This is a genomic window from Leisingera sp. MMG026, assembly GCF_021654205.1.
In the GTDB taxonomy this organism is placed as follows: domain Bacteria; phylum Pseudomonadota; class Alphaproteobacteria; order Rhodobacterales; family Rhodobacteraceae; genus Leisingera.
The window spans coordinates 91,265-105,515 of sequence record NZ_JAKFZM010000010.1 but is presented as its reverse complement, the minus strand read 5'-3'; the positions used below and the strand labels follow the sequence as shown (position 1 = coordinate 105,515).

Annotated in this window: 15 protein-coding genes; 6 read left to right on the top strand and 9 right to left on the bottom strand. The window is 61.7% G+C overall.

The features are described from left to right. Positions 1–28: 28 nt before the first annotated feature. From L1069_RS07515 to dapE, 3 genes are read right to left on the bottom strand one after another with little or no spacing between them, the layout of a single operon-like run. A complete protein-coding gene (locus tag L1069_RS07515; RefSeq protein WP_237455244.1) occupies positions 29–601 on the bottom strand; it encodes a TIGR04282 family arsenosugar biosynthesis glycosyltransferase in 573 nt (190 codons plus the stop codon). After that, a complete protein-coding gene (locus L1069_RS07510) occupies positions 598–1,023 on the bottom strand; it encodes a GNAT family N-acetyltransferase (protein WP_129372754.1) in 426 nt (141 codons plus the stop codon). The genes L1069_RS07515 and L1069_RS07510 overlap by 4 nt, the downstream gene beginning before the upstream one ends. Then, complete coding sequence (dapE, locus tag L1069_RS07505) at positions 1,020–2,165, bottom strand: succinyl-diaminopimelate desuccinylase (protein ID WP_237455243.1); 1,146 nt, start codon at positions 2,163–2,165, stop codon at positions 1,020–1,022. Before dapE ends, L1069_RS07510 begins: the two co-directional genes overlap by 4 nt. Before the next feature lie 316 nt (positions 2,166–2,481). Between dapE and L1069_RS07500 the strand changes: the two genes are divergently transcribed. From L1069_RS07500 to L1069_RS07490, 3 genes are all read left to right on the top strand, one after another. Continuing rightward, positions 2,482–4,053: a Hint domain-containing protein gene (locus tag L1069_RS07500; RefSeq protein WP_237455242.1), complete on the top strand. Its 1,572-nt coding sequence runs from the start codon at positions 2,482–2,484 to the stop codon at positions 4,051–4,053. 5 nt (positions 4,054–4,058) lie between these two features. Next, positions 4,059–5,132: a Hint domain-containing protein gene (locus L1069_RS07495; protein WP_237455241.1), complete on the top strand. Its 1,074-nt coding sequence runs from the start codon at positions 4,059–4,061 to the stop codon at positions 5,130–5,132. A 108-nt stretch (positions 5,133–5,240) separates the two neighbouring features. After that, positions 5,241–6,296, top strand: coding sequence for a transporter substrate-binding domain-containing protein (locus L1069_RS07490; RefSeq protein WP_237455240.1), 1,056 nt, complete (start codon positions 5,241–5,243; stop codon positions 6,294–6,296). Between the two features lie 9 nt (positions 6,297–6,305). Here the strand turns inward: L1069_RS07490 and L1069_RS07485 are convergent, their stop codons facing one another. After that, the gene (locus L1069_RS07485) at positions 6,306–6,653 is read right to left on the bottom strand and encodes a hypothetical protein (RefSeq protein WP_205877425.1); all 348 of its coding nucleotides are present in this window, start codon (positions 6,651–6,653) and stop codon (positions 6,306–6,308) included. Positions 6,654–6,794: 141 nt separating this feature from the next. On the opposite strand from L1069_RS07485, the gene L1069_RS07480 reads away from it, so the two are divergent. Further along, entirely contained in the window at positions 6,795–7,328 is a 534-nt protein-coding gene (locus L1069_RS07480; RefSeq protein ID WP_237455239.1) for a HutD family protein, read from the top strand. Here the strand turns inward: L1069_RS07480 and L1069_RS07475 are convergent. The 4 genes from L1069_RS07475 to L1069_RS07460 form a co-directional block, all read right to left on the bottom strand. After that, positions 7,325–8,692: a formimidoylglutamate deiminase gene (locus L1069_RS07475; protein ID WP_237455238.1), complete on the bottom strand. Its 1,368-nt coding sequence runs from the start codon at positions 8,690–8,692 to the stop codon at positions 7,325–7,327. The genes L1069_RS07480 and L1069_RS07475 overlap by 4 nt on opposite strands. A gap of 241 nt (positions 8,693–8,933) precedes the next feature. Next, positions 8,934–9,761: a 2,3,4,5-tetrahydropyridine-2,6-dicarboxylate N-succinyltransferase gene (gene dapD / locus L1069_RS07470; RefSeq protein WP_129372760.1), complete on the bottom strand. Its 828-nt coding sequence runs from the start codon at positions 9,759–9,761 to the stop codon at positions 8,934–8,936. A 110-nt stretch (positions 9,762–9,871) separates the two neighbouring features. Then, positions 9,872–10,471: a GntR family transcriptional regulator gene (locus tag L1069_RS07465; protein WP_129372761.1), complete on the bottom strand. Its 600-nt coding sequence runs from the start codon at positions 10,469–10,471 to the stop codon at positions 9,872–9,874. 38 nt (positions 10,472–10,509) lie between these two features. Beyond that, positions 10,510–11,430, bottom strand: coding sequence for a threonine/serine dehydratase (locus L1069_RS07460; RefSeq protein WP_237455237.1), 921 nt, complete (start codon positions 11,428–11,430; stop codon positions 10,510–10,512). Positions 11,431–11,576: 146 nt separating this feature from the next. Here L1069_RS07460 and L1069_RS07455 point away from each other — a divergent pair, with 146 nt between their 5' ends. Then, positions 11,577–12,425 (top strand): TIGR00730 family Rossman fold protein, encoded by an 849-nt coding sequence (locus L1069_RS07455; protein ID WP_129372763.1) that lies wholly within the window; start codon positions 11,577–11,579, stop codon positions 12,423–12,425. A gap of 30 nt (positions 12,426–12,455) precedes the next feature. Here L1069_RS07455 and L1069_RS07450 read toward each other — a convergent pair whose 3' ends face one another. After that, entirely contained in the window at positions 12,456–12,665 is a 210-nt protein-coding gene (locus tag L1069_RS07450) for a hypothetical protein (protein ID WP_129372764.1), read from the bottom strand. A gap of 331 nt (positions 12,666–12,996) precedes the next feature. On the opposite strand from L1069_RS07450, the gene L1069_RS07445 reads away from it, so the two are divergent. Beyond that, complete coding sequence (locus L1069_RS07445) at positions 12,997–14,238, top strand: reprolysin-like metallopeptidase (RefSeq protein ID WP_237455236.1); 1,242 nt, start codon at positions 12,997–12,999, stop codon at positions 14,236–14,238. Positions 14,239–14,251 lie beyond the last annotated feature (13 nt).

Sequence of the window (14,251 nt, the reverse complement as noted above, 5' to 3'; positions counted from 1 at the left end):
GAGGCGGCGTCATGGTGAAAAGCGCAGCTTAGCGGCGGGGCAGATCGGCGGCGGTGTCGACGTCGCGCAGGGTATCAGTCAGGGCGATGCGGTATCCGGGCAGGGTCTGCAGCGTATCAGCCAGCGCATGTTCCGTTGACCAGCGGGTGTTTTGAAACAGACCGTGGGGCAGGCGGGCCGGGTGCTGGGCGCCCGCCAGCCAGTAACCGCCATCCTCCGCGGGGCCAAAGACAGCGTCGTGATCGCCAAGGACTGCAAAGGCGCGGGCGATATGGGGGCGGGTGATGCCGGGGATGTCAGCGCCGATCAGGCAGACAGGACCAGGCACAGATTGCAGCATCCGCTTCATCCGCTGGCCCAGGTCGCCGCTGCCTTGCGGCAGGCGGGGCAGGTCAGCGGGCCATACCTTTGAATTCACCGCGATGCCGGGAGCTGCCGCCAGCACAATCTGCCAGCGCGGATCGCGCAATCGCCGCATCAGCCGGGCGGATTGGTGGCGGAACCACCAGGTTGCCGGGATCACGCCGATATCCCGGCCCAGCCGGGTCTTGACCCGGCCCGGGCGCGGCTCCTTGACCATGATGATCAGGGTCCGTTTCACGTGAAATCGCGCAGCATGTCCCGGTGGTCGATGCCGGCATCGTCATAGACCGGGCCAAAGGCGGTGAACCCGAGCTTTTCATAGAACCCGATGGCATGGAGCTGCGCGCCCAGCTTGGCTTTGGATATGCCCGGTTTGGTCCGCGCGGTTTCCACCGCCGCTTCAATCAGCTTGGCGCCCAGCCCGGTGCCGCGGGTAGATTGCAGCACGCAGACCCGGCCGATCTTGGCGGTGTCGCCTTTGAAGACAATCCGTGCGGTTCCCACCGGATCACCGTCCTGAACGGCCAGCAGGTGGGTGGCAGAGGCATCCAGCGTGTCCTGTTCCTCTTCCAACGGTACCCCTTGCTCCACCACAAACACCTGGTGGCGCAGAGCAAAGCAGGTCTCAAGATCGTCCGTGACAGCCATGCTCAGGCTCATGCAAAGAAATCCTGCAGAATGCGCGTGTAGATGGATTTCAGCTGGTGGATCTGGGCGACCTCCACCCGTTCATCCACCTGATGCATGGTTTTGCCGACCAGGCCGAATTCTACCACTGGGCAGTGGTTTTTCACAAACCGTGCGTCCGACGTGCCGCCAGTGGTCGAGAGGTCAGGTTTGCGGCCCGTTTCTGCCTCCACCGCCGCTGAAACCAAATCTGACAGCACACCCGGCGGGGTGATGAAGCTTTCGCCGGAGACTTTTACCTTAATCCCGATTTCAACACCGAATTCGGCTGCCACTTTGTCAGCCTCGCCTTGCAGCCACGCGCTCAGGCTGGCGCCGCTGTGAGAATCGTTGAAGCGGATGTTGACAGTTGAGGCCGCCTGTGCCGGGATCACATTGGTGGCCGGGTTGCCGGTGTCGATGGTAACGACCGCCAGCGTCGAGGCATCAAAATGATCGGTGCCCTTGTCCAGCTCATGGCTGGCCAAGTGGTCCATCAGCCGCGCCATCGCGTTCAGCGGGTTGTTGGCGCGGTGCGGATAGGCCGAATGCCCCTGCACGCCGGTGACCGTGAACCATGCAGTGAGAGAGCCGCGGCGGCCGATCTTGATCATCTCGCCCATCTCATCGGGGCAGGTGGGTTCCCCCACCAGGCAAACCGACATCTGCTCGCCTTCGCGGTCCATGTAATCCAGCAGCGCGGTGGTGCCGTCCACCGCGTCGCCTTCCTCGTCGCCGGTGATGGTCAGGATGATGGCACCGTCCGGCGGTGTATCCCGCACAAAATCAATCGCGGCAGCGGCAAATGCAGCGACCCCCGACTTCATGTCAGTGGCGCCGCGGCCGTACATGAAGCCGTCTTTCTCTTCTGCGCCAAAAGGCGGCATGGTCCAGGCGTCGGCGTCCCCCAAGGGAACAACATCGGTGTGGCCGTTGAAACCAAAGGTTTTGGCGTGTCCCTTGGCGCCCCAGCGGGCAAACAGGTTGGAAACATCACCGCGATCAGTTCGGGCGCACTCAAAACCTGCGCCGCTCAGCAGTTTCTCCAGCAGCACCAGCGCACCGCCTTCCTCGGGCGTCACCGACGGACAGCGGATCAGGTCGGCAGTCAGGCGGGCGGGATCGGTTTGCGGCATGGGCGGGCTCCTGAATTACGAGTGCACACAGGCCTAGCGCGGATCGGGGCGCGGTGCAATTCGCCGCTGCGGCAGGGAATGTGGCGCAAAAGCTGCGGTTTTGCAGATGCGCCCAGGCCAATCTGACTCACGTAAAATTTTATGTTAAGGCTTTGTTAATAATGACCCGAGGCAGGGCAACCAAACGAGCAACAAGGGCCGCAAAGGCCAAGCAGGAGCAAGCTGTGCGCAGCCGCGGCGCGCCTGTAATTGACAGCAGGTGCAGGCCTGTGTCTCTCGTTTGTCCGGCCTCTGACAGGCAAGAGGTGGGCAAATCATGGCAACAGGCGCTGAACTCAATTATCAGACAAACGCCTCTGCAACGCAGATGGCGCAAACAATTTTTGGCGATGGAGCCACTGTTGTCGGCGCTTCCTATTCGGGGTGGAGCCAGTCCTCGGCGATCTATTCAAACGGCGATGCCCTGGCACCGGGCGCAACACCCAGTGATTCCGGTGTCATTCTGTCGACCGGGCGGGCCAGCCATTTCACCCGGAATGGAAGCGATCCCAACCGGTCCACCCAAACCTCGACCAATACGTCCGGCGAAAGCAATAACGCGGATTTCAATGCCGCAGCGGGCACCAATACCTATGATGCTTCCTATCTGGATGTGAGCTTCATTCCCGATTCGGATGTGATGACGATGCAATTCGTCTTTTCCTCCGAAGAATTTCCGGAATTCCAAAATTCAGTCTATCAGGACGTGGTGGCGGTCTGGGTCAATGGCGAGCAGGCGTTGATGGAAATCGGCAACGGCCAGGCCAACCCCAGCAACATCAGTTCCTCTATCAACGAGAATCTGTATCTCGATAACGCCGGCGATGATTTCAACACCGAGATGGACGGGCTTACCCTGACCATGACGCTGACGATGCGTGTCAACCCCGGTGAGGTGAACGACATCCGCATCGGCATCGCCGATGTGAGCGACAGCCGCTACGACAGTAACCTGCTTATCGCCGCAGATTCGGTGCAGACCGATCTGGTGGCAATGACCGACAAGGTTTTTGTTGCACCGGACAGCAGCAAGACCATCGACGTGCTGGCCAATGACGTGAACAATTCCGGCGGCAGCCTGACCATCACTCATCTCAACGGTACTGCGGTGACGGCCGGGTCCGTGGTGACGCTCAACACCGGGCAAGAGGTGCAGCTGAACGCGGATGGCACGCTGACCCTGATCGGTGACGGCGATGTTGAGGACTTCAACTTTACCTATGGCGTGACCAATGGCGTTAATTCCGATACCGGCTTTGTCAATGCCAGCTCGATCCCCTGTTTCGTGGCGGGCACCCGGATCAGGACCCCCTATGGCGAGGTTCCGGTAGAGGATCTGATGCCCGGCGATCTGGTAGAGACCCGCGATGACGGTGCGCAGGTGCTGTGCTGGACCGGCGGGCGATCGGTGGCGGCAGAAGATGATTTTGCGCCGATCCGAATTGCCGCGGATACGTTTGGCCGGCATGGCGAACTGATGGTTTCTCCGCAGCACCGGGTGCTGGTGCGCGGAGCCCATGCTGAATTGTTTTTTGGCGAGGAAGAGGTGCTGGTGGCAGCCAAGGATCTGGTCAATGGGCGCAGTGTGGCACGCTGTCCGGGCGGCGAAGTCACCTATGTGCATCTGATGTTCGACCGTCACCAGGTGATTTACTCCGAAGGTCTTGCTACTGAAAGCTTTTTGCCCGGTCCGCAGATCGTCAACCTGTTCGACCGGCCGGTGGCAGAGGAGATCTGCGCGCTGTTCCCCGAGCTTGATCCGGAAACGGGCACGGGTTACAGCGCCGCAGCGCGGCCTGCGCTTAAAGCCTATGAAGGGCGGCTGCTGGCCGCGATCCAGGCGGCCTGACGCCGGTGGGCTGGTTTGGGGTCTTTGGCAGCGGCCATAATTGGAGCGATCCGCAGGTGCTGCTGACAGCGGGGGTATCTGACAGCGACGGCCTGTTGGTGCGCGGCACAATCATGCTGGAATTCCAGCTGCCGGAAAGCGCACGGCCAGAGCCGCTTCTGCTTTATTCGCAATGCGGCGATTGGCCGTTGCGGCTGGCATTGCAAGCGGTGCCGGGCGGCGGCTTAAGTTTTGTGCTGGAGCAAAGCGGTGCCGTGCTGCACCAGACGCTGAATCCTACCAGCCTGGGCCGCACCGGCCGGCTGCGGCTGCTCTATGCCTGGGATGCACCTGCCCGCACAGGGCGGCTGACGCTGGAACAGCCGGACGGCAGCCAGATGCAGATTGCTGCCCTGGCCGGACCCAAACCTTGGCGGCTGCGGGATCTGCAGGCGCTGACCGGACCGTTGGGCTATGTGGCACCGGCAGTAGAATACGTGGCGTTCTCCAGCTGCATGGAGCCGGCCGGTCCGGCCCCGGCGCTGCTGCCTTCCACCCCGATTGCCACACCTGAAGGCTACCGTGCGCTGAATGGTTTGCAGCGGGGCGATCTGGTTCTGACCAGCAGCGGTGAGGCGGTGCCGGTCTTGCATGTGATCGAACGCCAAGTGCCGGCGCTGGGCTCCTTTGCGCCGGTGCGGCTCAGGGCGCCTTACTTCGGGCTGCTTCGGGACATTCAGGCAGCACCGTTTCAGCGGCTGGTGCTGTCCGGTTCGGAGGTGGAGTATCTGTTCGGGCAGCCTGCGGTTCTGGTGCCGGCCGGCAATTTGCTGGGGACCGGCACCGCATTGCGGGGTGCGTCAGCCACTCCGCTGATCACTTACCGTCAGGCGGTGCTGCCGGATCATGAACCGCTGCTGGCCGCCGGCGCCATGACCGAGAGCCTGTTCCTGGGCCGCCTGCGCCGCGATCCCCCGCGGCTGGCTGCCAGCCTTTTGGCACCGCTGGGCGCCGCAGCCCTGCCCGAGCACCGGCAGCCGAAATTCCCGGTGCTGCGGGCCTTTGACGCTGCAGTACTGGCTGAACGGCGGACGGCCTGACACAGTCGCGGCATCGAATCCCGCCTTTGCTGCCAAGGCGCTTGCGTGAAAAAAAGGAACCGCCTAAGGACATTGAAACCGTCCCAGAGGCCTGACCCGAGCGTTTCCGTGCTGTATCTCCGCCTGACCACCGCCGCCTTGTTCCTGATTTGGGGGCAATTGCTGTCTGCGCAGGTGCTGACTGTCAACACGGTCACCCGTCCGCCGTTTTCGATGGTGGAAGAGGGGCGTGACACGGGCTTCTCGCTGGAATTGCTCAAAGTCCTCTCTGAACGGCTGGATTGGGAGTACCGCGTCAACCGCACGAGCAGCTTTGCAGAGATGCTGGACGGGGTGCGCAGCGGCGAGGCGGATCTGGCCGCCGCCAATATCTCCATCACCGCATCACGCGAAATCACGATGGACTTCAGCCATCCGATTTTTGAAAGCGGGCTGCAGATCATGGTGCAGGCCGATGAAATCCGCCAGCCGTCGCTGTTCAGGGCGCTGCTGTCCTGGGATCTGGCCGCGGCGATCGGCATTGCCTTTTTGCTGCTGTTCGGCGGCGGCATGCTGATGTGGGTTTTCGAGCGCCGCGCCCAGCCCTATTTCGACCGCCCCTTGAAAGAGGCCTGGTTTCCTTCTTTCTGGTGGGCGCTGAACCTGGTGGTGAACGGCGGATTTGAGGAACGGGTGCCGCGTACGCCGGTAGGCCGGATGTTCGGTGTGGTGCTGGTTGTGTCGTCGCTGTTCGTCGTCTCGGTCTTTGTCGCCAAGATCACTGCTGTGATGACAGTGGAGGCGATCAGCGGCTCGGTGAACTCGGTGAACGATCTTTATGGAAGATCCGTTGCAACAATTGGCGGGTCGACCGCAGCCGGGTTCCTTGATCGGCGAGAGATCGACTATTCCGCCTATAGCGGTCTGGATGAAATGCTGGCCGCCTTTGAAGCCGGTGAGGTGAAGGCCTTGGTTTTTGATGCGCCGGTGCTGAACTATTATGTTCAGCAGGGCGGGTACCAGTTCGGATACACCATCGGCCAGCCGTTCCTGCGCGAGAATTACGGGCTGGTGTTCCCGGCCGGCTCGCCGCTGGTGGAAGAGGTTAATCAGGCGCTGCTGGCAATGCAGGAGGACGGCAGCTATGACGCCCTTTACCGCAGATGGTTCGGCAGCCAGAACTGACCTGCGGAGTTAGTGGAAAACCGGCTCCTCGCCGTCAAAGAACGGGGTCATCTGGGCAACGATCACGGCGTTTTCCTCCAGTGCCCGCTGCATCAGCGCGCGTTCTTCCTCACCGATCTCATGGCCTTCGGCCTCACGTTCCTCCAGGGTGCCGTATCCGGTCACATCCAGCGGCGCGGTGTCGGCCTGTTTCAGAATCGCCACGGTTTCACGCACCGCCTCGGCCTCGTCTACGCCGGACGCATAGATCATCAGTGCCGCGCCGGTGGCGCCATCAGGCAGCCCGTCGCCGTCCTTGCGTCCGATCTGGACAAGCAGGGTATAGACTTGCTGGCGGGAGGGTTTCTTCTTTTCCATGCGGCCGCCATAGCGCCGGGGCGGGGGGGTGGTCAATCAAATTGCGGCCGCGGGGAAACTGTCCGGGCTGGCGAAAGGCTTGCAAGCAGGCGTAGTCAGTATTTATGTCTACGCTTATTCAGTTTCCCAAAGGACCCGCCGATGCGCATCTCCGCTCTGACTGCCCAGCCGGTGCCCTGGAAGAACGGCGGCGGTGTGACCCGTGAATTGGCCTTGCATCAGGAAGACGGCCAGATGATCTGGCGTCTCAGCCTGGCGGATATTTCGCGCAGCGGCCCGTTTTCCGCCTTTCCGGGCCTGGCCCGCATCCATTGCATCGTAGAGGGCGCAGGCCACACGCTGTCAAATAGCGAAACACAGCTGCAAGCGTGGCCGCTGAAACCGCTGTGTTTTGATGGCGGCTTGGATTTGGACTGCCGTCTGCGCGAAGGACCCTGCAAGGCCTGTAATGTGATCTACGATCCGGTGCGGGTCACGGCAGACGCCGCAATTTTGAGAGACGGCGCGCTGCCCGATGCTGCAGGCAGCCAAGTGTTCTTTGTTGTGTCCGGCAGCCTGAAGCTTGCAGGCCAGGGCCACTTTGCTCCGGGTGAAGGGATCGTCCTGGAAAGCACCGCCAGCGGAAGAATCTCCGATGGCGGCGTGGTTATCCAGTTACGGTTTTTGCCTGTTTAGAGACTGTTCAGCAGGTCGCTGATCGCGGTCCGGTATCCCGCAACCACACTGTCGCGAGCGATATGGCGGCCCTGTTGCACAACATGGCGGCCGGCGCTCCAGACATCCGTCACAGTGTCGTCGCCTGCCGCAAAACACAGCCCGTCCAGCATCTGCTCCGGCTTCAGCGCGCAGAGCGCCGGGACGCTGCTGTCGATGGCCACTAGATCCGCCAGCGCGCCTTCCTCGATCCGGCCGCCATCCCTGCCCAAGGCTTGCGCGCCGCCTTGGGCTGCGCCCAAATACAGCGTTTCCCCAACCGAGCCTTCTCCCGGCACCAGCACATTGCGGGCCAGGTCGCGCAAACGTTGGGAATACTCTAGCGTGCGCAGCTCCTCGGGCAGCGAAATCCGCACGTTAGAGTCTGAACCAACCCCGAACGCGCCATCCTTCGCCAGATACTCTCTCCCGTTGAACGGGCCGTCGCCCAGGTTTGCCTCTGTGATCGGGCACAGCCCTGCGACCGCTCCTGAACGCGCCATGCCGGCGGTCTCAGTGCTTGTCATGTGGGTGGCATGGATCAAGCACCATTTGCCATCGACGGGTGCGTTGTCCAGCAGCCATTCGACAGGCCGTGCAGCCAGCCAATCACTGATGTCGGCGACTTCTTTTGGCTGCTCGGAGATATGGATATGCACCGGCAGCCCGTCCTGGATCTGCAGCACTGCTGCCAGGTCCTCGGGGCAGGTGGCGCGCAGTGAGTGCGGTGCGATGCCGACGCAGGCGTCCTGCGGCAGATCCCGCGCAGCAATTTTGCGGGCCTGGGCGACCAATTCAGAGAATTCCGCAACCGAATTGCCAAACCGCTGCTGGCCCCCATTCAGAGCCTGTTTTCCCGCCCCGCCGTAGGTATAGAGCACGGGCAGATGGGTGAGACCGATACCGGTCTGGCTGGCGGCGGCAAACACCCGCTCGCTAAGCTCGGTCAGTGATGCAAAATGCGCACCGCCCGGCTGGTGATGGACATAGTGGAACTCGCCCGCCGAGGCATAGCCGGCTTCCAGCATCTCCATGAAAACCAGCGCAGCGATAGCCTCGTATTGCTCCGGGGTGATGCGGTCCACAAACCGGTACATCAACTCGCGCCAGGTCCAGAAGCTGTCCTTGCCCGCTGCGCGGTATTCGGTCATTCCCGCCATCGCGCGCTGAAAGCTGTGGGAATGCAGATTGCCCAGCGACGGCAGCAGCACGTCTGCCCGCGCGTCGCCTGGCTGCGGCTGGGCACCGGATTCCATTGAGCAAATCCGGCCGCTCTCAATCGTCAGCCGGAGGTTCTCTGCCCATCCTTGGGGCAGGCGGGCGTGCTGGGCGAATATGGTCTGCATCTAACCCTCTTATGTGTAGATGTAATACTATTAGCGGCATGTTTTTTGTGCTGCAAGAGTATTGCGCTGGAGGGGCGCTGCCCCTTGGCCTCGCGGCCTCACCCCGGGATATTTCCGGCAAGAGGAATAGCGGACCCCTGTTTCTTCCTCTTGCTCGAAATATCCTGGGGTTTGGGGCAAAGCCCCAAAAAAAACGCGCCCGGATGGGGCGCGCTCTATTGTTTCTGCGATGCAGCGCGGATCAGTCGCGCAGCAGCTCGTTGATGCCGGTCTTGGAGCGGGTCTTTTCATCGACGCGCTTCACGATCACTGCACAGTAAAGGCTGATGTTGTTCTTCGACGGCATCGAGCCTGCGACCACAACCGAGTAAGGCGGCACTTCGCCATAGGTCACTTCGCCGGTTTCGCGGTCTACGATCTTGGTCGATTTGCCGATGAACACGCCCATACCCAGAACCGAGCCTTCGCGCACGATGCAGCCTTCGACCACCTCGGAACGGGCGCCGATGAAACAGTTGTCCTCGATGATGGTGGGGCCCGCCTGCATCGGTTCCAGCACGCCGCCGATGCCGACGCCGCCGGAGAGGTGCACGTTCTTGCCGATCTGCGCGCAGGAGCCGACGGTGGCCCAGGTGTCGACCATGGTGCCTTCGCCGACATAGGCGCCGAGGTTCACGAAAGAAGGCATCAGCACCGCGCCCGGCGCGATATAGGCGGATTTGCGGACGACGCAGTTCGGCACCGCGCGGAAGCCGGCAGATTTCCACTGATCTTCACCCCAGCCGGCAAATTTGCTGTCGACCTTGTCCCACCAGCCGCCGGCCTGCGGGCCGCCTTCGTGGATTTCCATGTCCTTGATGCGGAAGCCCAAAAGCACCGCTTTTTTTGCCCATTGGTTCACGTGCCAGTCACCGCTGTCCAGCTTTTCGGCCACCCGCAGTGATCCGGAGTCCAGCGCGTTCAGGGTGTCTTCAATGGCTTCACGGGTCTCGCCGGTGGTGGCGGGGGTGATGGTGTCGCGCGCCTCCCAGGCGGCTTCGATAGCTGCTTCCAGCTGGGCGTTGGACATGGGTGTTCCTCCGGCATTCGTTAGATTCGGGGTTACATAACGGCAATCTGCTCGCAGGTCATGTCCGGATTGCGTCCAAATTGCCGCCCCCGACGGCGTTTTGCCGGCAGTCAGCGCACCCGGCGCAGGTGGCGGCGCAGGATTTCGCAAGCCGCAGCGGGATCGCGGCGCTCCATCGCCTGCACGATGGCGGCATGATCACTGTCTGTCCGGCGGGTCCATTGGTGCTGCCAGTTGGCAAACAAATGGCGGGCAGCGGCGATATGCAGATCGTCAATCGAAGCCAAGAGCCGGGGCATCGCGCAAGGAGCAAGGATCGTCTTGTGAAAGGCCCGGTTTAGCCGTTCCCAGCCAGCCATGTCCTGTGCCGCATCGCAGGCGAGACGGGCGGCCTCGGCGGTTTCGATATCCTTTGGTGTCAGGCGGGCAAAGGCGTGGGTCAGGGCCAGAACCTCCAGCGCCACACGCATCTCGATCACCTCACGGATTTCGGAAGGGTCCAGGGCGCTGACCCGGGTGCCGCGGCGGGGTTCGGATCGGGCGAGGCCATGCGCCTCCAGCCGCAGGAGCGCTTCGCGCACCGGAACGTGGCTGGCGTCAAACTCGCGCGCGATATGGTCCTGGCGCAGTTTTTCGCCGGCAGGCAGGCTGCCGGTGATGATGCGCTCGCTCAGGCTGCGGTAGATGGTATCTGCGATGGTTGCCGACATATCCTGGCGATACCGGGGCTGATGGAGGGCCGCAAGGATTATCCCAGCGGGTCCAGGGCTATGTTGCCGCCGCAGATCAGCACCGCCACACGCTCGCCGGGCGCAGGGCGGTAGGCGCCGCACAACAGTGCGGCCAAGGCAGTGGCGCCTGCGGGTTCAACCAGGATCCGACGTTCGCGCCACAATGCGGTCTGTGCCCTGGTGATGGCGCTGTCCGGTACAGTCACCGATGGCAGGCCCGGTTGCGAGGCAAGTTCGAAACAGATAGCGCCGATGCGTTTGGCGCCAAGAGCGTTGGCCGCGACGCCGGAGACGTCCACATCCACCGGCTGACCGGCTAGCAATGCCGCATTCAGCGCGCAAGAGGTTTCGGGCTCCACCGCCACGATCTTCTTTGCTCCCTGGAACCAGGCCAGTGCGCCGGCAATCAGCCCGCCGCCGCCCACCGCGATCAGAAGGGTATCTGCCTCAAGGCCTTGGGCCTGCCATTCGGCAAAGCAGGTGCCCTGGCCCGCAACAGTCGCGGGGGCGTCGTAGGCGTGGACCTGCATGGCGCAGGTATCCGCCTCATAGGCCTGGGCCTGTTCCAGTGCGTTGGCATAGGCGCCGGGTACCACCTGCAGATCAGCCCCGGTTCGTTCGATCAGTGATATTTTGGCCGGTCCTGCCATCTCGGGCACGTAAATCCGGGCCTTGTGGCCCAGCTGGTGCGCGGCATAGGCCGCGGCGGCGCCGTGGTTGCCGCCCGAGGCCGCCACCAGTCCCGCCGGCGGCACTGGCTGGCTCAGCAATGTGTTGAAGGCACCGCGGGCCTTAAAGCTGCCGGTGTGCTGCATGTGCTCCAGCTTCAGCTCCACCGGGAAATCCAGGCCGAAGCCCTGCGTTTGCATCACCGGGGTCTGCTGCACATGGGGTCTAACGCGTTCTGCTGCGTTCCTGATTTCTTCCTGCCAGTTCATGCGCCGATCTCCTTGCCTGCTGCGCGGGAACCTTATCGGCGCCGCCGCTGTGTGCAAGCGCTACGGTGCGTTGTTGCATTCTTGATTGGCGCTAACGGCCAAGGGCGGCTACAAAGGGAGTCCTGTTGATTAATCTGGGATTTTTTATGACCGAAGACCGCCACAGCCGATTCCGCGATGCCCATTCCGACCGGGACCGGGCCGAACATGTGCCCGCCACGCCGCAGACCCAGGCGCCTGCCTACCGGCTTGCCTTTGCCGATGAAGAGTTTCTGTGCCGCGAGGAGCTGCGCCCGGTGCGGCTGCAGCTGGAGCTGCTGAAGCCTGAGCTGATGCTGAACGAACATGGCATCGAAAGCACCATCGTGATGTTTGGCGGCGCGCGGATCCCGGATCCCAAGCATAAGGATCAGGCGCGGACAAAGACGCTGGCGGATTTGTCGCATTTCTATGATGAGGCGCGCGAGTTTGCCCGGCTGATGACCGAAAAATCGAAGGAGAGCGGCGGCCGTCAGAACGTGATCGTAACCGGCGGCGGCCCTGGTGTGATGGAGGCGGGCAACCGCGGCGCGCTGGACGCGGGCGGCCAGTCCATTGGCCTGTCGATCGTGCTGCCGCATGAGCAGGCGCCCAACGGCTATGTAACGCCGGACCTCAGCTTCAATTTCCACTATTTCGCGATCCGCAAGATGCATTTCCTGATGCGGGCGCGGGCGATCACCGTATTCCCCGGCGGATTTGGCACGCTGGATGAGCTGTTCGAGAGCCTGACCCTGATCCAGACCGGCCGGATGGAGCGGGTGCCCTTCCTGCTGTTCGGCAAGGAATTTTGGGACCGGATCATCAACTGGGAGGCGCTGGGTGACGCCGGCACCATTTCGGATCAGGATCTGGACCTGTTCCGCGTGGTCGACACTGCCCAGGAAGCGGTGGAGATCATCGACAACTGGGAGCCTGCGCCGCCGCGCGACAGCCTGCCCGGACGCGAGCGCTAATCTCGCTATGCAAGGCCGCTGCTGCCGGGATTAAGAGAGTTCCGGCGGCAGTCTGCCAATCTCGTCGCCGGTGGTCAGCCGGGTGAGGATCTGCGCACCTTCTACGGTTTTTACAGAATAGCCATAACCGCGCAGGCGGAATTGCCATTCCCGCGGGCTAAGTGCTTTTCCCCGTTCGCTGCGGATCAGGTCCAGCACGCTGGGGTCAATCGGGGCAGTCTTGCGTTCCATTGGAGCCATCTGTGAGTCCTTCTGAAAATGAATTGTCTGCGTTTTGGAAATTGTTCCCGGCAAAGGGCGGAATTTAAGCTGTATTGTGAAAAGAGTACGGCGGGCTGGCCTGTCTCCCGAAGTGCGGCTTCTGTGCAACAGTTCTCAGGCGTGGTGATGCCGCAGTAACGCGGACAGTAGGACCGGCGGGAAACCGGACTTCATCAGACGGTTTTCGCGCAGGAATTTGCCAATTGCAGAAAATTGTCATTTCTTCGCTCGGCTTGAGGCCGGAAACGGTCCAAACTTGGCCACATTTACAAACAAAAACTTACCTGTAGCAGTATAGTGGAGACGGCTGATGTCCGAAGTTACAGATTACACGGCGCTTTTAGCCTATACATCGAACAGCAGCCTCCGCTGGAACAGCCTGACTGAGCCCGGTACTCAAACCGTGGTGACATACAGCTTTGTTGAGACCAGCGATTTGGGCAGTGTGGCTGACGACCCTTATGGCGCCAGCAGCTATTGGTCCTTCAACAGCACGCAGCGCGACTATTTCCGCCTGGCTCTTGCGGAGTTCGAAGAGGCGTCCGGTCTGCTGTTTGTCGAAACGGACGGCCCGGCGATGATCAACGCCTTTGGCTACAATGGCGGTTCTGCTGCGGGCTGGGCGGATCTTGCCTGGTCCACCTCATATTCCACCAATGAGGGGGAACTGGCGATTAAAAGCAGCAATATGGCGCCAGGGTCCTATGGCTATGAAACGGTGCTGCATGAGATCGGTCATGCACTGGGTCTTGAACACCCGCATGACGGTGACAATACGCTGGCGGACCATCTGGACGACCAGGAGCACACCGTGATGACCTATAACTATGCCGGGTATAACGTCACGGAGCTGGGTACGTTTGATGTGCAAGCCCTGACCCATCTTTATGGCGATACCGGCAGCACCGCAGGATGGAGAGCTTACGCCAATACGGCGGGCGACGTGGTGATCAAGGCCAGCAGCCGAGCAGAAACTGTATTGGCGACCGGGCAGGATACCAAGATTTATGCCAAGGGCGGCGATGACACTGTTATCGGACGCGAAGCGGATGACCGTCTGTTCGGCGGCGGCGGCGCGGACACTCTGACCGGCGGCTTTGGCGAAGACAGGCTGGCAGGCGGCAAGGGCTCGGACGTACTGATCGGCGGCTTGGATGAGACCGACTATTCAGGCGCCAACGGTGAAGACGACTTTCTCAAAGGAAATGGCGGCCGCGATACGCTTTTCGGTGGCCAGGGGGATGACAGGCTGATCGGTGGCAACGGGAAAGACCGCCTTGTCGGCGGTGAAGGGTCTGACGTCTTGACAGGAGGCAAACACGCGGATGTTTTTGTGTTCGTGTCTGCCGATTATTGGGAAGACGAAGTCATCAAGGATTTCGGCAAAGGCAATGACCGGATCGAATTCTCTGACACCTCAGTGGACGATTTCGGCGATCTGACCATCACACAGGTTAATGGCAACACGCTGATAGACTATTTCGGCAGTCACGAGATTGAACTGACCGGCTATACCGGCACGCTCACCGAGGACCACTTCCTGTTTACTTGATACGGCAGCCGGG

What these genes read in the sequence shown, in the direction of transcription:
- L1069_RS07500 (WP_237455242.1), top strand. Translation starts at nt 2,482, where the DNA reads ATGGCAACAGGCGCTGAACTCAATTATCAGACAAACGCCTCTGCAACG.
- L1069_RS07455 (WP_129372763.1), top strand. Translation starts at nt 11,577, where the DNA reads ATGACCGAAGACCGCCACAGCCGATTCCGCGATGCCCATTCCGACCGG.
- L1069_RS07450 (WP_129372764.1), bottom strand. Translation starts at nt 12,665, where the DNA reads ATGGCTCCAATGGAACGCAAGACTGCCCCGATTGACCCCAGCGTGCTG.
- L1069_RS07480 (WP_237455239.1), top strand. Translation starts at nt 6,795, where the DNA reads ATGCGCATCTCCGCTCTGACTGCCCAGCCGGTGCCCTGGAAGAACGGC.
- L1069_RS07460 (WP_237455237.1), bottom strand. Translation starts at nt 11,430, where the DNA reads ATGAACTGGCAGGAAGAAATCAGGAACGCAGCAGAACGCGTTAGACCC.
- dapE (WP_237455243.1), bottom strand. Translation starts at nt 2,165, where the DNA reads ATGCCGCAAACCGATCCCGCCCGCCTGACTGCCGACCTGATCCGCTGT.
- L1069_RS07475 (WP_237455238.1), bottom strand. Translation starts at nt 8,692, where the DNA reads ATGCAGACCATATTCGCCCAGCACGCCCGCCTGCCCCAAGGATGGGCA.
- dapD (WP_129372760.1), bottom strand. Translation starts at nt 9,761, where the DNA reads ATGTCCAACGCCCAGCTGGAAGCAGCTATCGAAGCCGCCTGGGAGGCG.
- L1069_RS07510 (WP_129372754.1), bottom strand. Translation starts at nt 1,023, where the DNA reads ATGAGCCTGAGCATGGCTGTCACGGACGATCTTGAGACCTGCTTTGCT.
- L1069_RS07465 (WP_129372761.1), bottom strand. Translation starts at nt 10,471, where the DNA reads ATGTCGGCAACCATCGCAGATACCATCTACCGCAGCCTGAGCGAGCGC.
- L1069_RS07485 (WP_205877425.1), bottom strand. Translation starts at nt 6,653, where the DNA reads ATGGAAAAGAAGAAACCCTCCCGCCAGCAAGTCTATACCCTGCTTGTC.
- L1069_RS07445 (WP_237455236.1), top strand. Translation starts at nt 12,997, where the DNA reads ATGTCCGAAGTTACAGATTACACGGCGCTTTTAGCCTATACATCGAAC.